General features: G+C 45.0%; 20 protein-coding genes and 1 other RNA gene. 11 read left to right on the top strand and 10 right to left on the bottom strand.

The genetic code is table 11. The annotated features are described in order from the left end of the window. Positions 1-107 precede the first annotated feature (107 nt). Genes AB4167_RS08575 through AB4167_RS08565 form a run of 3 tightly spaced genes read right to left on the bottom strand, consistent with a single transcriptional unit; the run spans position 108 to position 3,121 of the window. Complete coding sequence (locus AB4167_RS08575) at positions 108-1,331, bottom strand: FAD-dependent 2-octaprenylphenol hydroxylase (protein WP_136981611.1); 1,224 nt, start codon at positions 1,329-1,331, stop codon at positions 108-110. Positions 1,332-1,342: 11 nt separating this feature from the next. Then, positions 1,343-2,521 carry a 2-octaprenyl-6-methoxyphenyl hydroxylase gene (gene ubiH, locus AB4167_RS08570; protein ID WP_136981669.1) on the bottom strand — a complete coding sequence of 393 codons (1,179 nt, stop codon included), beginning with the start codon at positions 2,519-2,521 and terminating at the stop codon, positions 1,343-1,345. Between the two features lie 24 nt (positions 2,522-2,545). Then, positions 2,546-3,121, bottom strand: coding sequence for a YecA family protein (locus AB4167_RS08565; RefSeq protein ID WP_136973763.1), 576 nt, complete (start codon positions 3,119-3,121; stop codon positions 2,546-2,548). A 308-nt stretch (positions 3,122-3,429) separates the two neighbouring features. Between AB4167_RS08565 and zapA the strand changes: the two genes are divergently transcribed. From zapA to serA, 5 genes are all read left to right on the top strand, one after another. Beyond that, positions 3,430-3,738: a cell division protein ZapA gene (gene zapA, locus AB4167_RS08560; RefSeq protein WP_004735366.1), complete on the top strand. Its 309-nt coding sequence runs from the start codon at positions 3,430-3,432 to the stop codon at positions 3,736-3,738. Between the two features lie 11 nt (positions 3,739-3,749). Further along, positions 3,750-3,933: non-coding RNA, 6S RNA (gene ssrS, locus AB4167_RS08555), on the top strand. Between the two features lie 6 nt (positions 3,934-3,939). Then, on the top strand, positions 3,940-4,539 hold the full coding sequence (locus AB4167_RS08550) for a 5-formyltetrahydrofolate cyclo-ligase (RefSeq protein WP_017059056.1): 600 nt from the start codon (positions 3,940-3,942) through the stop codon (positions 4,537-4,539). Between the two features lie 102 nt (positions 4,540-4,641). Then, positions 4,642-5,298: a ribose-5-phosphate isomerase RpiA gene (gene rpiA, locus AB4167_RS08545; protein ID WP_048605825.1), complete on the top strand. Its 657-nt coding sequence runs from the start codon at positions 4,642-4,644 to the stop codon at positions 5,296-5,298. 261 nt (positions 5,299-5,559) lie between these two features. Beyond that, on the top strand, positions 5,560-6,789 hold the full coding sequence (serA, locus tag AB4167_RS08540; protein ID WP_017059058.1) for a phosphoglycerate dehydrogenase: 1,230 nt from the start codon (positions 5,560-5,562) through the stop codon (positions 6,787-6,789). Between the two features lie 112 nt (positions 6,790-6,901). Here the strand turns inward: serA and AB4167_RS08535 are convergent, their stop codons facing one another. Both AB4167_RS08535 and AB4167_RS08530 read right to left on the bottom strand, forming a co-directional pair. Then, complete coding sequence (locus AB4167_RS08535; RefSeq protein ID WP_017059059.1) at positions 6,902-7,615, bottom strand: oxidative stress defense protein; 714 nt, start codon at positions 7,613-7,615, stop codon at positions 6,902-6,904. 111 nt (positions 7,616-7,726) lie between these two features. After that, positions 7,727-8,623: a LysR family transcriptional regulator ArgP gene (locus tag AB4167_RS08530; RefSeq protein WP_017059060.1), complete on the bottom strand. Its 897-nt coding sequence runs from the start codon at positions 8,621-8,623 to the stop codon at positions 7,727-7,729. Between the two features lie 142 nt (positions 8,624-8,765). On the opposite strand from AB4167_RS08530, the gene AB4167_RS08525 reads away from it, so the two are divergent. Continuing rightward, complete coding sequence (locus AB4167_RS08525; protein ID WP_017059061.1) at positions 8,766-9,395, top strand: LysE/ArgO family amino acid transporter; 630 nt, start codon at positions 8,766-8,768, stop codon at positions 9,393-9,395. A gap of 96 nt (positions 9,396-9,491) precedes the next feature. On the opposite strand, the gene mscS is transcribed toward AB4167_RS08525, so the two are convergent. From mscS to tkt, 5 genes are all read right to left on the bottom strand, one after another. After that, entirely contained in the window at positions 9,492-10,358 is an 867-nt protein-coding gene (mscS, locus tag AB4167_RS08520) for a small-conductance mechanosensitive channel MscS (protein ID WP_017063201.1), read from the bottom strand. Between the two features lie 377 nt (positions 10,359-10,735). Beyond that, positions 10,736-11,812: a class II fructose-bisphosphate aldolase gene (gene fbaA / locus AB4167_RS08515; RefSeq protein WP_010435694.1), complete on the bottom strand. Its 1,077-nt coding sequence runs from the start codon at positions 11,810-11,812 to the stop codon at positions 10,736-10,738. 155 nt (positions 11,813-11,967) lie between these two features. Further along, positions 11,968-13,131, bottom strand: coding sequence for a phosphoglycerate kinase (locus tag AB4167_RS08510; protein WP_017059064.1), 1,164 nt, complete (start codon positions 13,129-13,131; stop codon positions 11,968-11,970). A 166-nt stretch (positions 13,132-13,297) separates the two neighbouring features. Next, positions 13,298-14,347: an erythrose-4-phosphate dehydrogenase gene (epd, locus tag AB4167_RS08505; RefSeq protein ID WP_032545627.1), complete on the bottom strand. Its 1,050-nt coding sequence runs from the start codon at positions 14,345-14,347 to the stop codon at positions 13,298-13,300. Positions 14,348-14,560: 213 nt separating this feature from the next. After that, entirely contained in the window at positions 14,561-16,555 is a 1,995-nt protein-coding gene (gene tkt, locus AB4167_RS08500; protein ID WP_372136401.1) for a transketolase, read from the bottom strand. A 355-nt stretch (positions 16,556-16,910) separates the two neighbouring features. Between tkt and metK the strand changes: the two genes are divergently transcribed. The 5 genes from metK (at position 16,911) to rsmE (ending at position 21,525) form a co-directional block, all read left to right on the top strand. Beyond that, positions 16,911-18,065: a methionine adenosyltransferase gene (gene metK, locus AB4167_RS08495; RefSeq protein WP_017062234.1), complete on the top strand. Its 1,155-nt coding sequence runs from the start codon at positions 16,911-16,913 to the stop codon at positions 18,063-18,065. Between the two features lie 368 nt (positions 18,066-18,433). Then, positions 18,434-19,231 (top strand): DUF2189 domain-containing protein, encoded by a 798-nt coding sequence (locus tag AB4167_RS08490; protein WP_017062235.1) that lies wholly within the window; start codon positions 18,434-18,436, stop codon positions 19,229-19,231. 80 nt (positions 19,232-19,311) lie between these two features. Then, on the top strand, positions 19,312-19,812 hold the full coding sequence (locus AB4167_RS08485; protein WP_017062236.1) for a SprT family zinc-dependent metalloprotease: 501 nt from the start codon (positions 19,312-19,314) through the stop codon (positions 19,810-19,812). A gap of 96 nt (positions 19,813-19,908) precedes the next feature. Beyond that, complete coding sequence (locus tag AB4167_RS08480) at positions 19,909-20,640, top strand: endonuclease (protein ID WP_017063198.1); 732 nt, start codon at positions 19,909-19,911, stop codon at positions 20,638-20,640. A gap of 153 nt (positions 20,641-20,793) precedes the next feature. Next, entirely contained in the window at positions 20,794-21,525 is a 732-nt protein-coding gene (rsmE, locus tag AB4167_RS08475) for a 16S rRNA (uracil(1498)-N(3))-methyltransferase (RefSeq protein WP_065584115.1), read from the top strand. The last annotated feature ends 7 nt before the right edge of the window (positions 21,526-21,532 follow it).

The following is a 21,532-nucleotide window of genomic DNA, read 5'->3' as shown; positions in this document are numbered from 1 at the left end:
CGCCATGCTCGGCGCACAAACAAAAAGGGTTGGCATTATGCCAACCCTTTTTTCGTACCAATTTTCGTATCAATGATGATTCGATATACCACCAGAACACTATGTCATTATCGATGAGTCACTGGACGCTTAGCTAAGTCAGGAAGATTGCCAGACAAACCCAGTGCGCGCTTCATGATCTCATCTTTCGCACCCGGTAATTGGCCCGCAAGCTTCATACCAATGCCACGAATCAGCTTCTTAGCTGGGTTATCGCCTTCAAACAGATCTTTAAAGCCCTGCATTGAAGCAATCATTTTCGCCGCCTCTGCTTTTCTCCAGCGCTCGTAGCCGCGAAGATTACGCTTGGTGCCAATGTCTTCACCCGCAGACCATAGCTTTAACAGCTCTTGCGCTAGGCTTGCTGCGTCTAATAGGCCAAGGTTCACGCCCTGCCCTGCTAATGGGTGAATGGTATGAGCAGCATCACCAACCAAAGCCACACGCTCTACCGCAAAGTCACGCGCATAACGCATGCGCAGTGGGAAGGCAAAACGGTCACCAACCACTTCACATAAGCCCAGCTTTGCATCGAACTCAGCTGTTAACTGCTTGTTGAATTCAGCATCCGACATTGATACGAGGTTCTCGGCACGATTTGGTTCCGTAGACCAAACAATCGAGCTCATGTTGCTTGGTTGCATTGGTAGGAATGCCAATGGGCCTTGAGGCGTGAAGATTTGACGAGCAACGCTGTGGTGCGGCTCTGTGGTTTTGATGTTCGCGACAATCGCACTGTGTCCGTAATCCCAATGTGTTAATGGGATATCTTGCTGCTTACGAACCCAAGAGTTTGCGCCGTCTGCTCCAACAACTAACTTAGCTGTCAGTGCTTGACCATTGTCCAATATTAACCAAGCTTCACTTTCACCAATCGCCATCGTTTTACACGTTGCGGGCATATACAGGCTGACGTTGTCTTGTTTCTTAACCTGATCAAGCAGCGCTAATTGAATCACACGGTTTTCAACGATATGACCAAGATTAGGCTGAGCCAAGCGTGTCGAGTCAAACTCAATACGAGCGAAACTGTCTTGTTCCCACACTTCCATCGCTTGATACGGTGCAGCGCGTCTTTGTTCGATACCTTGCCATGCACCTAGGTTACGAAGAATCACTTCACTAGAACGACTCAACGCGGATACACGCACATCAGGCAGCTCACTCAGCCCTTCACTAGGCGCTCTGCCTTCAATGACAGCGATTCTTAGGTCACTGTCTTTTAGGGCAGCAGCAAGCGCTAGGCCAACCATGCCACCACCAACAATCGCGATATCAACACTTTGCATCATTATTTATTACCTTATCTTTCTACTAGGCCAAGCGTATGACGCAAAAGTGGACCTTTAAGTGGTGGAAGGTTATCTATTACGGCTAACCCAAGATTACGCCCAATGCGAGCGGTCATATAATCGTTTGAGAACAGGTGAACTAGGCTTGAAGTCAACGTGATCGTTGCGTCTCGGTCTTGTTCTCTACGCTTTCTAAAGTTAACAAGACCACGGTAACGACCTACATCATCTAACTGGGTACACAACTCTTCTGCCAAGGAAGCCACATCTCGGATGCCTAGGTTAAAGCCTTGCCCCGCAATTGGGTGAAGCGTTTGAGCAGCATTACCAACAATGGCAAATCGATGAGAGATATTTTGCTGTCGGTGACGAAGAATCAGAGGGTAACTCGCGCGCTTGCCGACCTTCTCTAATCGGCCAAGTCGCCAGCCAAAGTCATTCTGCAATTGCTCAAGAAATTCATTGTCGTTTAGCGTCATCACTTTTTGTGCTTGCTCTGGTGTTAAACACCAAACCAGCGATAAACGGTTGTCACTCATCGGTAATAGAGCAACTGGCCCATGATGGGTAAAACGCTCAAATGCGCGACCTTGGTGAGGTTCACTCGCCACAATATTGGCAATCACAGCGACTTGCTCAAAGTCATGCTCACTCAATGAGATATTGAGCTGTTGGCAACAGGTTGAGATTGCACCGTCAGCAGCAACCAGTAACTTAGTGGTTACTGTTTGCCCACTTGTCAGTTCAATCGTCGTCAACGCTTCTTCACGTTCAACTTTACTAACAGACTCAGGACAAAGCATGGTAATTGCCGCTTCTGATTCAAGTTTCTGCTGATAGATTCGACCCACATCTGCTAACTCGACCACGTAGCCAAGCGCATCTACAGCAAGTTCTTCACTGTAGATGTCTGTCATTCCGGCATGCCCGCGATCCGAAACATGGATATCTTTAATCGGGGTCGCGACCGGAGCGATAGATTGCCATAAGCGCAAAGAATCCAGGATCTGCACTGTGCCATAGGACAAAGCAATCGAACGAGAATCAAACCTAGGGTGAGCTTGATGATCAACCTGATAAGGCTCCACTACCGCAATCGACAGTGAACCTTGGCTTAGGTGATTCAAAGCAAGGGCTAAGGTTGCCCCTGCCATTGCGCCACCAGCAATTACAACATCATACTGAGCCATCATAACCTCAAACCGGCCAACGAATTAATGAATGGTAGGCGCCGCATCTTCAGATGGGCGAGCACCAAATTCAGCATGAATCGTTAGTGCACACGCTTTTACGTGCTCAATAACGTGCTCTAGAAGCTGCGCTTGCTCTTCCAGATCATCATCTTCGTCAATGCCTAGCTTGGCCATCTCTTCTAGATCAACTAATGCTTCTTTTGTACTGTCAGACGCTTTGTTCAATTGAGCGCCAACCAAGCCTAGACCAGAAATGAAATGGTTAATCCAATCAGACACACCATCAGCCAAGTCAAATAGGCTTGCGCTTGCGTCTTCGTCCGGCAGCAGCATAGACAGTTCCATGCCTGAGCCTGTGATTTCACTGGTTGTGACTTTCAGTGTTGCTTCCGCAAGCGTTAGCGCGCGATCTGGCCAGCCCATACCTTCATTGGTGTAATCGAAGATCAGTGGTTGCCAGCTTTTATCTGCAAGGTTTAAGCCTCCGCTTAACATACCCGTTAATAAACCATGCATCTCAGCAGGGGTTACGGCTAGACTTGCCGATTGAAGTTCAGTCGCAACCGTTAGGTAGTCAGGTAAAGTAGTTTCGCTCATCAGATAGCTCGCTCAGTTATTCTTTATATCGATAGTATAATCGTACCACTTCACCCCAATTCTGGTAAGCATCGATCCCCAGCAATTGAAGGATGACTGACTACCAATTGTTCAATTTGCTGAATTACTGTGTGCTCAAGCTCTCATTTACAAACAGTCACTCTGAAAAGCTTGAATCTTAATAGCGGTTTACCTATAGTTTCTCCCTCAGAGGAGATTGCTTCCTCATCGGTACTTGCACTTTTTCTTTCTCAAAAAATGGCGAAGGGCAACAGCCTTAAAATAGCGCGTTAAAGAGTTCATCCATCATGAGTAATCAAGCGGTAGACGTTGAAATATTAGGAAAACTGACTCGAGTGAATTGTCCACCAGGGCAAGAAGAGTCATTGATTGCAGCGGCGGCCGATCTTGATAATCGATTGAAAGAGATGGCTGAACGTACTAAGGTAACCAATGAAGTGAAGCTGCTGACTATCGCAGCTCTGAATATTTGCTACGAATTACAAACCAAGAAGTTTGAAGCAAATGATGAACAAAACGCACTGACCGAGCGAATGGAACAGCTCACGACATCACTTTCAGATGTCCTCAGTAAAGTTAAGCACGGACAGCAATAGCGTACACAAAATTTACCCTGGAGTGTTTGTCAGAGGATTCACGTCCCCGAGCCGATAAGCAATCCCTAAGGGTTAGTACTTGAGTGCTATTGAGCATGCTCGGCCCGACCGAGAAGCCTACGGTAATCATTGCTGATCCGCCTTGAACTCGCTGGTTCAAGGGCCATCTATTCTCAACGGCACTTTGGGGTATCCCTTCTTATGAAGACGCTCACACGCAGCGAATTTCGCAAACAGATCCGTATCAAACGCAATGCCTTATCTGGCGACCAACAAACTCAATCCGGTATCGACTTAGTTAAGCAGTGCATGCAGCTTGATGAAATTCAGTCTGCTCAGCATATTGCCCTCTATATCTCTATCGATGGCGAACTCGATACTCAGCCTTTAATCGAATGGTTATGGGCGCAAGGTAAGCAAACTTATTTACCAGTATTGCACCCCTTCTCTGCCGGGCACCTGCTGTTTTTACACTACTCGCCAACCACACCGACGGTCTTGAATAAGTACGGTATTGTCGAACCTCAGCTCAATCAAATGCTGGTTAAACCTTGTCAGCAACTCGACCTTATTCTTACGCCCCTTGTCGGCTTTGACTCCCATGGCCATCGTTTAGGTATGGGCGGCGGATATTACGATCGCACCTTGGCAAAGTGGTTCGAGACGGGCGAAGGTGCAGCTCCTATTGGTTTGGCTCATGATTGCCAACATGTTGATACGCTACCGATTGAAGAATGGGACATTCCGTTACCTAAAATCGTGACTCCGAGTAAAACTTGGCAATGGGAAAACAACCATTAAAGCGCTATAATCGCGCCGCAAACGTTAACCTCGATATATAAACGTTAACTTCAATACGCGAACGATTAATTCAAAGCGCAAGACCTTATTCAGGAGAATGGCATGACTCAAGATGAAATGAAAAAAGCAGCTGGCTGGGCAGCACTTCAATATGTTGAAGAAGGCAGCATTGTAGGTGTAGGTACTGGCTCTACAGTAAATCACTTCATCGACGCACTTGGCACAATGAAAGACAAAATCAAAGGTGCGGTTTCAAGCTCTGTAGCCTCTACTGAAAAACTAGAAGCACTAGAAATCAAAGTATTTGAGTGCAACGACGTATTCAAACTAGACATCTATGTTGATGGCGCAGACGAGATTAACGCTTCACGCGATATGATCAAAGGCGGCGGCGCTGCTTTGACTCGTGAAAAAATCGTAGCGGCTATCTCTGATAAGTTTGTGTGTATTGTTGACGGCACTAAAGCAGTTGATGTGTTGGGTAAATTCCCACTGCCTGTTGAAGTAATCCCAATGGCACGTTCATACGTGGCACGTGAGTTGGTTAAGCTTGGTGGTGACCCAGTTTACCGCGAAGGCTGCACAACCGATAACGGCAACGTGATCCTAGATGTGTACGGCATGGCGATCGAAAACCCGAAACAACTAGAAGATATCATCAATGGTATAGCTGGTGTGGTGACGGTTGGTCTGTTCGCTCACCGTGGTGCTGATGTGGTTATCACCGGCACGCCTGAAGGTGCAAAAATCGAAGAATAAATAATAGAAGATTGAGTTTTTCTGTTACTTCATTACATACGGTGCCCTAGGGCGCCGTTTTTTTTGCTTTATTGCTGTAAAATTATGTCTTATTCCGTAATTTTCTTACCCAAAACATTTTTTTTTTGTTACTTTATTGTTCAGAAGACGCACAGGGAAAACGTTTGTCTCCTAACAAAGTGGTGAATTTGTTCCCCTTTCAGCCATTTTGTAGCACGTGCGCCGCATTTGCCCAACCTTTCCATTTTAAGGACGAGAACAATGGCCAAAGTTTCACTGGAAAAAGAAAAAATTAAAATTCTACTTCTAGAAGGTCTTCACCCTTCTTCTGTAGAAGTACTGCAAGCCGCTGGTTACACAAACATTGAGTACCACAAAGGCTCGCTACCGGAAGATGAACTTCTTGAAGCAGTAAAAGATGCTCATTTCATTGGTATTCGTTCTCGCACTAATATCTCCCAAGAAGTTATTGATGCAGCTGAAAAGCTGGTTGCCGTCGGTTGTTTCTGTATTGGTACTAACCAAGTCAACCTTCAAGCAGCAGCAAAACGCGGTATCCCTGTGTTCAACGCACCGTTCTCAAACACTCGAAGCGTTGCTGAGCTCGTTCTTGGTCAGGTTCTATTGCTACTACGTGGCATTCCAGAAAAGAACGCGCTTGCACACCGTGGCATCTGGAAAAAGAGTGCCGACAACTCTTACGAAGCCCGTGGTAAGCGTTTAGGTATTATTGGCTACGGTCACATCGGTACTCAACTGGGTATTATTGCTGAAAACCTTGGCATGCGTGTTTACTTCTACGACATTGAAAACAAACTGTCTTTAGGTAACGCAACCCAAGTTCATACCATGACGGAATTACTGAACAAGTGTGACGTAATCTCTTTGCATGTACCTGAAACCAACGAAACAAAAGACATGATGGGTAAAGAAGAGTTCGAGCGCATGAAGCCTGGTTCTATCTTTATCAACGCAGCTCGTGGCACGGTAGTCGATATTCCTGCTTTGTGTGGCGCTCTGGAGTCTGGACACCTTGCAGGTGCGGCTATTGACGTTTTTCCTACAGAACCAAAAACCAATGCAGACCCGTTTGAGTCTCCATTAATGCAGTTCGATAACGTGATCCTAACGCCTCACGTGGGTGGTTCAACTCAAGAAGCACAAGAGAACATTGGTGTTGAAGTGGCTGGTAAGCTAGCGAAATACTCTGATAACGGCTCTACGCTATCAAGTGTTAACTTCCCTGAGGTATCACTACCACTGCATACTGGAACGTCTCGTTTATTACACATTCACGAAAACCGCCCAGGCATCCTAACTCAGATCAACACCATCTTCGCTGAGGAAGGGATCAACATCGCGGGTCAATACCTACAGACTGCGGCTGATATGGGTTATGTCGTTATCGATGTAGAAGCCGATCGCTCTGAAGAAGCACTGCTTAAACTGAAAGAGATCGAAGGCACAATCCGTGCTCGTCTTCTTCACTAATCATCGCACTCAAAATGCATAAAAAAGGCTCTCATCATGAGAGCCTTTTTAGCATTTGGCCTATCGTAGGTAATTAGATCATAATGATCCAAAACCTTCTATAGCACTGTCATTACTCTTCGATCTGGTAGATCACATTCACGCGATCACGAATGGTGATCGTTGAGTCTTCATAAGAGTTCGACTCTGTTCTTGCATCCATCGCCATTGAACGCATGAGTACTGGCTGAGAAGATTGGGCGTTGTAATCCACGCGCCATACATCACCTAACTCGCGCTCAAAACCACTCGCCAATGATTTAGCTTTTGATGTCGCATCTTTAATGGCTTCTAAGCGCGCTTGCTCTTGATACTTAGCTTGGTCGCGAACTTGCAGTTGGATGTTGTCGATCTGATTAATGCCTTCTCCAATCGCAATATCCATGTACTCATTAAGATTAGCTAGCTCAGTCACTTGAACGGTCACATTACGTGAGGCGCGGTAGCCAACCAGTTCCGGTTTGCCATCTTTCGGGTAATGATATTGAGGAGATAAATACAGGTTAGAGCTGTGTACACTCGCCTCATCAACACCAGCTTGATGTAGCTTGTTTAGAAAGCCTGTCACGACTTTATCAACGGTATTTTTAGCCTGTTCAGCAGTCATCGTCGATTCCACGACTCTCACAGAGAATGTCGCCATATCAGGTGTAGCGATCACTTCACCATAGCCTGTCGTTGAAATATGAGGAAAGGATGGAGAGTCAGCCAATGATGGAAAACTCACAGCACTCAACGCCGCAGTAAGAGTAAGAGACGTTGCTAACATCTTTGGTACAAGCTTCATTAGGTATGACCTATGCTAAACAAATGTCCTTTCATCATAGAGCAATTTATCGTTTAGCCAATCCAGAGCACACACTTCTAACAGAACTTTGACGCTGAAAAAACCAACAGTTTACTGAGGTAAGTGATTGTGAGCAAAACTCAATATTGCTTGGGATACCTCTTTTAATACTCCGCTCTCAAGCTGCCAATGGTGCCAATAGATGCGATAAGAGAGCAGAAAGCCAGGGGTAATATCAATCAGAGCACCAGACTCGAGCTCATCGATAATCTGTAATCGGGGGATCAAGCAATAGGCTACACCCGATAATGCCAAGCGCACAAATGCTTCTGAACTGCCGACTGTATGATTGATCACACTGTCTCTCGGGACGTTAAAATGATCATGCAGAAACTTCTTATGCAGATCATCGTATTGATCATAGGAAACCGCAGGCGCTTTGCTTAAGGTGGCGTAGTTTACGCCCTCTGCAAAGTAACGCTGATGAAAATCAGGGCTAGCCACACACACATAATCCATCCTACCGAGATAGTCGGCACTGCAGCCCGGAATCGCTTGAGACTCCAAACTGATTGCACCAGCCACCTCGCCACTTTTAATCTTTTCAATGGTTCTCGACTCACCATGAATCGCTAGGTTCAACTCAACTTGGCGAGACTTCATCACATCCGACAAAGCAGGTAGCAACCATGTCGCTAGACTATCAGCGTTGGTGGCTATGGATATAGATAGTGGCTGAGTTCCCTCTTCATTCATTAACTCAGGCACAAGCTCGTGCTCTAACAGACGAACACGGCGATATAAACCCAGTAATTTTTTACCTGCAGGCGTAGGCCTAGGCGGGCTTTCTCTCACCAAGGCAGGCTGAGCCAACCACTTTTCCAACTGTTTGATGCGCTGAGATACCGCCGACTGGGAGATATATAACTGCTCAGCAGCCCTTTCGAAGCTACGTTGTTTTACTACAGCATCCAGTGCTTCAATCCATTTATAATCCAATCCGCGCATCAATTTGCTTCCTTTTTAAGCTAACTCATCACCACATTAGCAACTCTAATAATGGATTAAAATCATTAATTATACTTATTTAAAGGGTCAGAGTATCTTCGCCATATAGCACGTAAATATCGTTAAATAAGTGGAGGTTAAAATGAGTTTTTGGGTTTTATTACAAGGTTTTGGTCTAGGGGCAAGTATGATTATCCCTATTGGCGCTCAGAATGCGTACGTCCTAAATCAAGGGATAAAACGCAATCATCATTTAACGACAGCAACGATTTGTAGCCTGCTCGATACTCTGTTTATCTCATTAGGCATTTTTGGCGGCGGAGCGATCTTGTCGCAAAATGAATTACTGCTTACCTCAGTGACACTAGGTGGCATCGCTTTTCTGACTGTGTATGGTTTGCTCTCACTACGCAGTGCATTCAAAGTGCGCACCAGTGATGAGTCGAAAGGTGAGATATTAGCGCGTGGCAAGCGCACCGTTATTTTAGGGGCATTGGCAGTAACAGTATTAAACCCACATCTCTATTTGGATACCGTGGTAATTCTTGGATCCATTGGTGGGCAATTTGAAGGCAACGACAGAATTGCATTTGCTATGGGGACTATATTGGCTTCGTTCGTCTGGTTCTATTCTTTGTCATTAGGCGCTGCAAAACTAGGCCCGACGCTATCTAAACCTAAGGTTAAGAAAGGCATTGATATCGCAGTCGCAACCATGATGTTCGCCATAGCAACGGTGCTTACCGATGGACTTATTGAGCAATACTGGTAAATCTATTTAGCTTCATGAAACCAACAAAAAAGGCGGATAACCTAAGTTATCCGCCTTTCCTTATAAAAGCTTATAGTTATAAAAACTAACTAGGAATTAAGCTTCTACTTTATTCATGTGTACATCCATTTGCGGGAATGGAATTTCGATACCCTCGTTATCCAAGCCTTCTTTGATTGCTTGCATCAGGTCGAAATAAACATTCCAGTAGTCAGCAGTGCTAACCCATGGACGAACAACGAAGTTAACTGAAGAATCAGCAAGCGTATGAACACCAACTTGAACGCCAGGTTCTTTCAGTACACGCTCATCAGATTCACAGATCTTAGTCAGTAGCGCTTTTGTCTTCTGAAGATCAGCGTTGTAAGAAACACCAATCATTAGATCAATACGGCGCGTCGCATGACGAGAATAGTTTGTGATTGGGCTGCCGATAACGCTACCGTTAGGTACTACAACCATTTTGTTGTCTGGCGTTGTTAGAACCGTTTGGAAGATTTGAATAGAATCAACTGAACCTGCCACACCACCAATTTCCACATAGTCACCAGACTTAAATGGACGGAATGCAACGATAAGTACACCAGCAGCAAAGTTAGATAGTGAGCCTTGTAGTGCAAGACCAACGGCTAAACCAGCCGCACCAATAACAGCAACTACAGATGCCGTTTGAACACCTAAACGACCAAGTGCAGCAATTAAAACAATCACAAACAACAAGTAACGAACTAAACCATGGACGAACTCCACAACTGCTCGGTCCATTTTCTTCTTCTGAAGAACCTTAGACACGCTATTCGCTACTGCTTTAACAATAAGGTTACCAATAAATAGAATTATCAGTGCTGAAATGATATTTACGCCATATTGGATAAATAAATCTGAATTATTTGTTAACCACTGCTCTGCTTGAGACAAACCATCCACAAGTGGAGTCTCAATCGCTGTCGAACTATCAGCCATAATGTGCATCCTCTATATAATATGCTATGGGCTAAACTGCCTTAAGCCTCATTTACTCTGCAATATAATAAACAGTGTAATTACCGTTAAGTCATTGTGTTAAAAGTAAATTAAAGCCAAGTCCTTTTTATAAACTGAACCAAGTTCAGTTTTTCGGCACGATATCCTATCTTTGACAGATTGCAAAGTCATATTTATGTAAGCTTTTGAATTATTAAAACTTACCGATAAACACAAATACCGATAACTAAAAGACTACGAAATTTATTCACCGCACGCTAGGTTTTTCACATATTTAGTACAAGTTTTTATCAGATATAAAAAAACCCGCTCAATGAGCGGGTTTTTAAAACTTAAAGAGTACTTAATTCAAAGAATTATAGTACGTCTACAGCGTTAAGGTCAGCAAATGCTTTCTCTAGACGAGCAACCATTGAAGCTTGACCAGCACGTAGCCATACGCGTGGATCGTAGTACTTCTTGTTTGGAGCAGCTTCGCCAGTTGGGTTGCCGATTTGACCTTGTAGGAAATCGAAGTTGTCAGCAGAGTACTGACGGATACCGTCCCAAGTTGCCCACTGTGTATCAGTATCGATGTTCATTTTGATAACACCGTAGCCGATAGACTCTTGGATTTCTGCTTCAGAAGAACCAGAACCACCGTGGAATACGAAGTTTAGAGCGTTAGGTGCGATACCGAACTTCTCTGCACAGTATGCTTGAGAGTCACGTAGGATAGTTGGAGTAAGTACAACGTTACCAGCTTGGTAAACACCGTGTACGTTACCGAAAGATGCAGCGATAGTGAAACGTGGGCTAACAGCCATTAGTTTCTCGTAAGCGTATGCTACGTCTTCTGGAGAAGTGTAAAGCTCAGATGCGTCCATATCAGAGTTATCAACGCCGTCTTCTTCACCACCAGTACAACCAAGTTCGATCTCGATTGTCATGTTCATTTTAGCCATGCGCTCTAGGTACTTAGCACATGTTTCGATGTTCTCTTCTAGAGACTCTTCAGAAAGGTCTAGCATGTGAGAAGAGAATAGAGGCTTACCAGTTTGTGCGAAGAACTCTTCACCAGCGTCTAGTAGACCGTCGATCCATGGAAGAAGTTTCTTAGCAGCGTGGTCAGTGTGCAGGATAACTGGAACACCGTAAGCTTCAGCTACAGCGTGTACGTATTTTGCACCAGCTACAGCGCCAAGAACTTGTGCGCCTTGACCTTCAAGTTTAACGCCTTTACCTGCGAAGAATGCAGCGCCGCCGTTAGAGAACTGAACAACTACTGGAGCTTTAACTTTAGCAGCTGCTTCTAGTACTGCGTTTACAGAGTCAGTACCAACAACGTTTACAGCAGGAAGAGCAAATTTGTTTTCTTTTGCTACTTCAAATACTTTCTGTACGTCATCGCCAGAAATCACACCAGGTTTTACAAAATCGAAGATCTTAGACATGGAAATAGTCCTATTTATTCTATCGTTTTAAGATTAAAAAACTTAAGTTTAAAAACTTGCAATCGTTTGCTCACAACTTATGCCATTCTAGCAAAAAAGTGTGATATGCAGCAAACGTTAAAAGGCGAGATTCACATCTCGCCTTTCTAAATCAATTATGCTTTAGCACGCTCTTCAAGCATTGCTACTGCAGGAAGTACTTTACCTTCAACGAATTCAAGGAAAGCGCCACCGCCAGTAGAGATGTAAGAAACGTCAGCTTTGATACCGAACTTATCGATAGCTGCTAGCGTGTCACCACCACCTGCTACAGAGAAACCTGCAGACTCAGCGATTGCTTTAGAGATACCAGCTGTACCCGCTTCGAAGTTCTTGAATTCGAATACGCCTACAGGGCCGTTCCAAAGGATTGTTTTCGCGTTGCCGATGATTTCAGCTAGTGCCGCAGTTGAATCTGGACCAAGGTCGAAGATCATGTCGTCGTCTTGAACTTCAGAAACGTGCTTGATTTCAGCTTCTGCGTTTTCGTCGAATGCTTTAGCACATGCAACGTCAGTTGCTACTGGGATAGCACACTCTTTCATTAGCTTTTGAGCCGTTTCAACTAGGTCAGCTTCGTATAGAGACTTACCTACGTTGTGGCCTTCAGCAGCGATGAATGTGTTCGCGATACCACCACCAACAACAAGCTGGTCAGCAATTTTAGAAAGAGATTCTAGAACGGTTAGTTTAGTAGAAACTTTAGAACCACCAACAATAGCCACTAGTGGGCGAGCTGGGTTGTCCATTGCTTTACCAAGCGCTTCAAGCTCAGCAGCTAGAAGAGGGCCAGCACATGCTACAGGAGCGTAAGTACCAACGCCGTGTGTAGAAGCTTGAGCACGGTGAGCTGTACCGAATGCATCCATTACAAAGATGTCACATAGTGCAGCGTATTGCTTAGAAAGTGCTTCTTCGTTCTTCTTCTCGCCTTTGTTGAAACGAACGTTTTCAAGAACAACAAGTTCACCAGCGTTTAGCTCTAGGCCGTTTACGTAATCTTTAGCTAGTTTAACTTCGCAGTCTAGTGCGTCGTTTAGGTAGTTAACTACAGGAGCTAGAGAGAACTCTTCGTTGTATTCGCCTTCAGTAGGACGACCAAGGTGAGAAGTAACCATTACCTTTGCGCCAGCTTCTAGGCAAAGTTTGATAGTTGGTAGAGATGCAAGGATACGTGCATCTGAAGTTACTTTACCGTCTTTTACTGGTACGTTTAGGTCAGCACGGATAAATACGCGTTTACCTGCAAGTTCCAGGTCAGTCATCTTGATCACAGACATGATTTGTCCTCTCAAATTTAAATAAATATAAAGTTTTGGAAACTCAGCAACCCTGCTAAGCCTATAAATTATTCAACTGGTAATTCTTTCACTACTAATAATATGTGGACTCTTAGTATTTATTTCAAGCTAAAAAATAAATAATCCGCACATTTGCTTCTAGGTCTTACTTCTTGCCTTCAGAAGCTTGCATTGCAAGAACCGTATCCAGCATTCGGTTCGCAAAGCCCCATTCATTATCACACCACACTAGCATTTTAACTAAGTGGCCGTTGCTCACTCGCGTTTGTGAACCATCAACGATTGCGCTATGGGGATCGTGATTAAAGTCGATGGAAACGAGCGGCGCTTCAGTATAGTCAACTATATTGTGTAATGTACACTGGGATGCATTAACAATGGTTTGATTTACGTCATTAACTTTCACATTTGCATTAATTGTGACACTTAAATCCATCGCTGTTACGTTTACCGTCGGCACACGCACAGATATAGCTTCAAATTTGTTGGAAAATTTCGGGAAGATTCTTTCAATACCTTTATGCAACTTGGTATCGACAGGAATGATCGATTGGCTTGCTGCTCGAGTACGACGCAAATCGCTGTGGTACGCATCGATAACTTGTTGATCATTCATTGAAGAGTGAATAGTCGTAATCGTACCGGACTCGATACCAAAGGCGTCATCAAGAACCTTAATGATAGGGACAATACAGTTGGTGGTGCACGAACCATTGGAAACGATTTGGTGGTCCGCTTCGATGGTATCGTGGTTCACACCATAGATAATGGTGTTATCGAGGTCATTGGCACCGGGGTGAGAAAACAGTACCTTTTTCGCCCCTGCAGCAATGTGCGCGAGGCCGTCATCTCGACAACCATAAACACCGGTACAATCGAGAACGATATCCACCTCAAGGTCACGCCAAGGCAACAGCTCAATATCAGCAAGATGTAAGATACGAATGGTATCAAACTCACCCTTGTCTTCAGCACCAATGCCATGATGGACATAAATGTGCTCTTGATCGTTAGAGATTTTCTTACCGAAGCGGCCGTGACTGGTGTCGTACTGCAATAGGTGAGCCATAGCGTCAGGCTGAGCAAGCTCATTGACCGCTACTACTTTGATTTGTTGGCTTTTGCCACTTTCATAGACAGCGCGCAATACATTACGCCCTATTCGTCCAAATCCATTTATCGCGACTTTTAGCATAGTTCCGTACATCTAACCAAAATTTCGTGCAACAGATGATAACTGAATCCTACCCAAAAGGCATTACTTGAATAACTCAGCTTGTTCATGACAGATTGATCTGTTGCTTATAGAGATGAGTCTAGGAGAAACAAATCCCAGAGACAAAAAACCGAGCTCAGCGCTCGGTTTTTTTATTCATTTCATTGTTAGCACTAAGCTAGCAATCAATGATTAAGCAAGAAGCTCTTTCGCGGTGTTTACTACGTTTTCAGTAGTGAAACCGAACATCTTGAATAGCTCGCCTGCTGGTGCAGATTCGCCGAACGTTGTCATACCGATGATCTTGCCACCGAAACCAACGTACTTGTACCAGAAGTCAGCGATGCCAGCTTCTACTGCGATACGAGCAGTAACGTCAGATGGAAGTACAGACTCACGGTATTCAGCATCTTGCTTGTCGAACGCGTCAGTTGCAGGCATAGATACTACGCGTACTGCTTTACCTTCAGCGGTTAACTGTGCAGCAGCTTCAACAGCAAGCTCAACTTCAGAACCTGTTGCAATGATGATTAGCTCAGGCTTGCCTTCACAATCTTTCAGGATGTAACCACCCTTAGCGATGTTAGCTACTTGCTCAGCATTACGATCTTGTTGTGCAAGGTTTTGACGAGAGAAGATTAAAGATGAAGGACCATCTTTACGCTCAATAGCCAGTTTCCAAGCAACAGCAGACTCAACTTGGTCACATGGGCGCCATGTGCTCATGTTTGGCGTTAGACGTAGAGAAGCGATCTGTTCAACCGGTTGGTGAGTAGGACCATCTTCGCCTAAGCCGATAGAGTCGTGCGTGTAAACTTGGATGTTCTGAACTTTCATCAGAGCAGCCATACGCATTGCGTTACGCGCGTATTCCATGAACATTAGGAACGTTGCGCCGTATGGTACGAAACCACCGTGCAGAGCGATGCCGTTCATGATAGCCGTCATACCGAATTCACGTACACCGTAGTGGATGTAGTTACCAGAGAAGTCAGTTGCTTCAAGAGACTTAGAACCAGACCACATAGTTAGGTTAGAAGGCGCAAGGTCAGCAGAGCCACCCATGAATTCTGGTAGCATTTGACCAAACGCTTCTAATGCGTTTTGAGATGCTTTACGTGAAGCGATGTTTGCTGGGTTAGCTTGAAGATCAGCAATGATTGCGTTTGCTTTCTCTTCCCACTCAGCTGGAAGTTCGCCGTTAGTACGACGTTTGAATTCTGCTGCTAGCTCTGGGTAAGTCGCTGCGTATGCGTCAAACTTAGCATTCCACGCCGCTTCTTTTGCTGCGCCCGCTTCTTTCGCATTCCACTCAGCTGCGATATCTGCTGGGATTTCGAAAGGACCGTGTTCCCAACCAAGTGCTGCTTTAGTTGCTGTAATTTCATCAGCACCTAGTGGAGCGCCATGGCAGTCGTGCGTACCAGCTTTGTTTGGAGAACCAAAACCGATGATAGTTTTAGTACAGATAAGCGTTGGACGAGGGTCTGCTTTAGCTGCTTCGATAGCTGCATTGATTGCTTCCGGATCGTGACCGTCTACTGCTGGGATTACGTGCCAGCCGTATGCTTCAAAACGCTTAGGAGTATCGTCAGAGAACCAACCTTCCACTTCACCATCGATAGAGATACCGTTGTCATCCCAGAAAGCAACCAGCTTACCAAGACCTAGCGTACCAGCTAGTGAACATGCTTCGTGAGAGATACCTTCCATCAGACAGCCATCACCCATGAATGCATAAGTGTAGTGGTCTACGATGTCGTGGCCTTCTTTGTTGAACTGTGCAGCCAGTGCTTTCTCTGCCATTGCCATACCAACAGCGTTAGTGATGCCTTGACCTAGAGGACCCGTCGTTGTCTCGATACCAGGAGCGTAACCGTACTCTGGGTGACCAGGAGTCTTAGAGTGCAGTTGACGGAAGTTTTTCAGATCTTCAATTGAAAGCTCGTAGCCTGCAAGGTGAAGCAGAGAGTAAATCAACATTGAACCATGGCCGTTAGACAGGATAAAACGGTCGCGGTCAGCCCACTCTGGGTTTGCTGGGTTGTGGTTCAAGTGGCCACGCCAAAGAACTTCAGCGATGTCAGCCATACCCATAGGTGCGCCTGGGTGGCCTGAATTTGCTTGTTGAACACCGTCCATGCTAAGTGCGCGGATTGCATTGGCTAGATCTTTACGAGAAGGCATGTCTGCTCCTGGATACATAAGCGATTTAAAAAAGAGATAGTGCTAATGTTTTCATTTTAATTAGCGCGGGTATTCTCTCAAACGACTATTGCGACTGCAAACGTTTTACTGGCATTTTAACGGTCATTTTTCGCAATTTTCGAACATTTACATCACTTGGCAGTGGCTTATCTCAATCGATACGCAAACGATTAGTTATGACATATCATAAAAAAGAGCTTGTAATTCGACCGCTGGAATTTAGAATAGCCGTCTAGATGTAGAAACACCTACAAAATATACTGTATTTAATGGCGCGCTTCCTAGCTTGCGACGCCATAAACTATTTACACCAAAAACTAAAAGTGGAGCTCTCATGGCTAAGCACCTATTCACTTCTGAATCTGTTTCAGAAGGCCATCCAGATAAAATTGCAGACCAAATCTCTGATGCTGTTCTTGATGCCATCTTGGAACAAGATCCAAAAGCACGTGTTGCTTGTGAGACTTACGTTAAAACCGGCATGGTTATGGTTGGCGGTGAAGTAACAACGTCTGCATGGGTTGATATCGAAGAAATCACTCGTGAAACAGTACGTGAAATTGGTTACGTTCATTCTGATATGGGCTTTGACGCTGACTCTTGTGCTGTTCTAAACACAATTGGTAAGCAGTCTCCAGACATCAACCAAGGTGTTGATAAAGAAGACCCTAAAGAGCAAGGCGCAGGCGACCAAGGCATCATGTTTGGTTACGCGACTAACGAAACACCAATCCTAATGCCGGCTCCAATTACTTACTCTCACCTTCTTGTTAAGAAGCAAGCTGAAGTACGTAAGAGCGGTAAACTTGACTTCCTTCGCCCTGATGCGAAATCTCAAGTTACGTTCCAGTACGACCAAGGTAAGATCGTTGGTATCGACGCTGTTGTTCTTTCGACTCAACACTGCGATTCCGTAACAACACCTGACCTACGTGAAGCAGTAATGGAAGAGATCATCAAGCCAGTACTTCCTGCTGAGTGGATCAACAAAGACACTAACTTCTTCATCAACCCAACAGGCCGTTTCGTAATCGGTGGCCCAATGGGTGACTGTGGTCTAACAGGTCGTAAGATCATCGTTGATACCTACGGCGGCGCAGCTCGTCACGGTGGCGGTGCATTCTCTGGTAAAGATCCATCAAAAGTTGACCGTTCTGCAGCTTACGCAGCACGTTACGTTGCGAAAAACATCGTAGCTGCTGGCATGGCTGACCGTTGTGAGATTCAACTGTCTTACGCTATCGGTGTTGCAGATCCAACATCTATCATGGTTGAAACGTTTGGTACTGAGAAAGTAGCTCACGAAATCATCATTGAAGCGGTTCGTCAAAACTTCGACCTACGTCCATACGGTCTTCAAGAGATGTTGAACCTTCTTCAGCCTATCTACAAGCAGACTGCTGCATACGGCCACTTCGGTCGTGAAGAGTTCCCTTGGGAAGCGACTGACAAAGCAGCAATCCTTGCGGACTTCGCTGGCCTAAAATAATTTAGCCACTGCGATTTGTTTCTTTAAAGCCCTTACTTCTTAGTAAGGGCTTTATTTTTATGTACTTACCTTACTTTCACTCGCCATTCTCTTCTCTAATGCCCTTCTTTACCGTTAACCACTTAGTATAAAAAACCGCTGATAATTTGTGTTTTCTAACACTACTGACAATAGTTAAGGTAACTCCTAAGAGATCAAGCTCACATTTAACTTAAATTAATTCAGCCTGATAACGCTCGTTAAATGCACGCTAGAACAAAAACTGGGATGACAAAGAGCAATTTAGCTCAACACCATAACTCTCACACAAGCCACATCGATGAGCCTTATGGAATTATAACTAGGACGTTATTTAACTAGGGGGATCTATGCCTCGTACCGCGCACCCATCCGAACTGAACGATAAAAAACACAAGGTCAGCGATAAGGATTACGCTCGCACCATTCCTTGTAACCAAATCAGTATTTCCGCACCCTTTCATTGGTTGTCGCTTGCTCTGCATGACTTAGTAAGAATGCCATTAATCAGCGCATTTTACGGATTGTGCTTTATGGGAGCGGCAATTGCGATTGTTCAACTTGTCCAATGGCAAGGAACACACTTAGTCGTGATGCCAAGCCTGATCGTGTACATGCTGATAGGGCCGTTTCTTGCCCTAGGCTTGTATGACGCAGCTTGGGAAAGAGAAAAAGGCCATAACGCCAGCCTACTGCACTCAATGAAAGCCATCACTCGCAACTCGACCCACCAATGGGCCTTTGCGATTGTGTTGATGGTTGCGATGATATTCTGGATGCGTATCGCTGCGTTATTGCACGCGCTCTACCCTTCAGTGCAAGGCGCACCATTGGCTGAGTTCGCTCCCTTCTTAATTACGGGTTCTGTGATTGGTTTTGTTATCGCAAGCCTCATATTTAGCATCTCAGCATTTTCAATTCCGTTAATGATGGAGAGACGCGTTGATGTGATGAGTGCGATTTTCACTAGCTTTAATGCCGTGAAATCGAACATCCCTGCAATGGTGGTTTGGGCGAGTATTATTTGTGCCGGTATTTTGGTGGGTTTTGCCACCTACGGCATCGGAATGATCGTCACCATGCCGCTACTTGGCTATGCTACATGGCACGCTTATCACGAGATCATTAAGAAAAAACATCACGTGTAAAGCATCGCTAGATCAACAAGCAATGTTATGATTAGGCCTTGGTTTAAACGCTGAGGCCTTTTATTTGGAGTTAACAACGTTTGTCTTACACCCCGCAACAACACCGAGCAAATAAGAAATTGGCCGAATGCCTAGCTATCGCAAATCAACATTTCTCTCGTGAATTTCCACACCCAACTATCACCTTCAAGTTAAGAGGCAAAGCGGCGGGAAAGGCCTACCTTCAGCTCAACGAAATTAAGCTCAACCACGTACTATTTTCTGAAAATGAAGATGCCTTCATCAACGAGGTTGTGCCACATGAACTCGCACACCTGATCACGCATCAGGTTTTCGGACGTGTTAGGCCTCACGGAAACGAGTGGAAATACGTGATGGAAAAAGTATTCAACGTGCCAGCCAGAACAACTCACAGCTTTGAAATCGCGTCAGTTCAAGGGAAAACCTTTGAATATCGATGTGAGTGCACCACTTACCCATTATCAATCAGACGACACAACAAAGTACTTCGGAATCAATCGACCTACCGCTGCCAATTGTGCCAGCAAACCTTAGCTTTCACGGGAACTCAACTAAGCTAGTGACAGGTTGATTTACTCGGTAGAACAAATCTAATAGAGAGATCTAACATTTGAGTGCTAGACTGATGTTTATCATACTTTTATCAGTCTTTTTCTATGCAAAAACTCACCTTCAAAGCATTTGGCCTACCTGTATCTTTTTACTTAACAATAGTATTTGGCCTACTGGTAACCCAAAGCGTTCTCGCCGCACCACCGAGCTCATTTTCCAAAGCAAAAAGAGAAGCGGTGAAGATTTACCTCGACCATCCGACTTCATTTTATTGCGGCTGTGACATTACATGGAAGGACAAAAAGAAAGGCATTCCCGACCTTGATGGCTGTGGCTATCAAGTCCGAAAACAACAAAAGCGGGCGAGTCGAATTGAGTGGGAACACGTGGTTCCAGCTTGGCAATTTGGCCACCAGCGTCAGTGTTGGCAAGATGGTGGGCGCAAGAACTGCACTCGCAATGACAAAATATTCAAATCCATGGAAGCCGATCTCCACAACCTAACGCCAGCTATCGGTGAAGTAAATGGTGACCGTTCGAACTACAACTTCAGCCAGTGGAATGGAATGGATGGCGTGAGCTATGGTCAGTGTGAAATGCAGGTCAACTTCAAGCAGCGTAAAGTTATGCCGCCAGACAGAGCAAAAGGCTCTATCGCGCGTACTTACCTTTACATGAGCCAAGAGTATGGTTTCAAACTATCTAAGCAACAAACCAACCTAATGATGGCGTGGAACAAGCAATTTCCTGTCGACAAGTGGGAATGTACTCGTGATGAGCGAATCTATGCCATCCAAGGTAATCACAACCCATTTGTTTACCCTGCTTGTAAATAACGTCGCTCGTACAATCAACATTCCTAACTATCTCAAACAAGAGTTTCAGAATTGCCCCTGAAACTCTTGCTCTACCCTTGTTTTTTCAACTAAAAGCATCCATGTTAGGCAGAGACAAAATACCCAAATGAACATATTTATAGGTTTACCAGCATGAGAATCCCTCGTATTCATCACCCAGAACGCATTCATCAGTTAGGTTCACTCGCTTTAGGCGAAGATGCCGCGGGTCATGTTGGTCGTGTCCTTCGCATGAAAGAAGACCAAGAAGTCCTTCTATTTGATGGCAGTGGCGCTGAATTCCCTGCGACGATAGCCGAAGTATCAAAGAAAAATGTCACCGTTAATGTTTCTGAACGCATCGAACGCAGCAGCGAATCTCCGTTAGACTTACATTTAGGCCAAGTGATTTCACGTGGCGACAAAATGGAGTTCACGATTCAGAAATCGGTTGAGCTTGGTGTGAACACCATTACCCCTTTAATTTCAGAGCGCTGTGGCGTTAAGCTTGATACAAAACGCTTCGAGAAAAAACTCGCACAGTGGCAAAAGATTGCTATCGCGGCGTGTGAACAGTGTGGCCGCAATACGGTTCCAGTCATTCGCCCTATCATGCAACTTGAAGAGTGGTGTAGCGAACCGAGTGAAGCATTAAAGCTGAACTTACATCCTCGTGCAAAATACTCAATTAATACCCTTCCAGAACCTATCAGTAAGGTACGCCTATTGATCGGCCCTGAAGGTGGCTTGTCGGCTGAAGAAATCGGCATGACAGAACAATACAAATTTGAAGAGACGCTACTCGGCCCACGTGTACTTCGTACCGAAACAGCAGCTCTAACCGCAATTACTGCCTTACAAGTCCGTTTTGGCGATCTAGGCTAGGAGAAAA

The organism is Vibrio sp. 10N.286.49.E11 (genome assembly GCF_041469505.1).
GTDB classification, from domain to species: domain Bacteria; phylum Pseudomonadota; class Gammaproteobacteria; order Enterobacterales; family Vibrionaceae; genus Vibrio; species Vibrio crassostreae_C.
Note: the sequence above shows the minus strand (reverse complement) of the source record. Positions and strands in the feature narration are given on the sequence as shown.

Excerpts from the sequence above, each read along its gene's own strand:
- AB4167_RS08510 (WP_017059064.1), bottom strand. The coding sequence starts at position 13,131 with ATGTCTGTGATCAAGATGACTGACCTGGAACTTGCAGGTAAACGCGTA.
- metK (WP_017062234.1), top strand. The coding sequence starts at position 16,911 with ATGGCTAAGCACCTATTCACTTCTGAATCTGTTTCAGAAGGCCATCCA.
- AB4167_RS08480 (WP_017063198.1), top strand. The coding sequence starts at position 19,909 with ATGCAAAAACTCACCTTCAAAGCATTTGGCCTACCTGTATCTTTTTAC.
- AB4167_RS08530 (WP_017059060.1), bottom strand. The coding sequence starts at position 8,623 with ATGCGCGGATTGGATTATAAATGGATTGAAGCACTGGATGCTGTAGTA.
- rsmE (WP_065584115.1), top strand. The coding sequence starts at position 20,794 with ATGAGAATCCCTCGTATTCATCACCCAGAACGCATTCATCAGTTAGGT.
- AB4167_RS08550 (WP_017059056.1), top strand. The coding sequence starts at position 3,940 with ATGAAGACGCTCACACGCAGCGAATTTCGCAAACAGATCCGTATCAAA.
- mscS (WP_017063201.1), bottom strand. The coding sequence starts at position 10,358 with ATGGCTGATAGTTCGACAGCGATTGAGACTCCACTTGTGGATGGTTTG.
- AB4167_RS08490 (WP_017062235.1), top strand. The coding sequence starts at position 18,434 with ATGCCTCGTACCGCGCACCCATCCGAACTGAACGATAAAAAACACAAG.
- ubiH (WP_136981669.1), bottom strand. The coding sequence starts at position 2,521 with ATGGCTCAGTATGATGTTGTAATTGCTGGTGGCGCAATGGCAGGGGCA.
- epd (WP_032545627.1), bottom strand. The coding sequence starts at position 14,347 with ATGCTAAAAGTCGCGATAAATGGATTTGGACGAATAGGGCGTAATGTA.
- AB4167_RS08535 (WP_017059059.1), bottom strand. The coding sequence starts at position 7,615 with ATGAAGCTTGTACCAAAGATGTTAGCAACGTCTCTTACTCTTACTGCG.
- zapA (WP_004735366.1), top strand. The coding sequence starts at position 3,430 with ATGAGTAATCAAGCGGTAGACGTTGAAATATTAGGAAAACTGACTCGA.
- fbaA (WP_010435694.1), bottom strand. The coding sequence starts at position 11,812 with ATGTCTAAGATCTTCGATTTTGTAAAACCTGGTGTGATTTCTGGCGAT.
- rpiA (WP_048605825.1), top strand. The coding sequence starts at position 4,642 with ATGACTCAAGATGAAATGAAAAAAGCAGCTGGCTGGGCAGCACTTCAA.
- AB4167_RS08525 (WP_017059061.1), top strand. The coding sequence starts at position 8,766 with ATGAGTTTTTGGGTTTTATTACAAGGTTTTGGTCTAGGGGCAAGTATG.
- AB4167_RS08565 (WP_136973763.1), bottom strand. The coding sequence starts at position 3,121 with ATGAGCGAAACTACTTTACCTGACTACCTAACGGTTGCGACTGAACTT.
- serA (WP_017059058.1), top strand. The coding sequence starts at position 5,560 with ATGGCCAAAGTTTCACTGGAAAAAGAAAAAATTAAAATTCTACTTCTA.
- AB4167_RS08575 (WP_136981611.1), bottom strand. The coding sequence starts at position 1,331 with ATGATGCAAAGTGTTGATATCGCGATTGTTGGTGGTGGCATGGTTGGC.
- tkt (WP_372136401.1), bottom strand. The coding sequence starts at position 16,555 with ATGCCTTCTCGTAAAGATCTAGCCAATGCAATCCGCGCACTTAGCATG.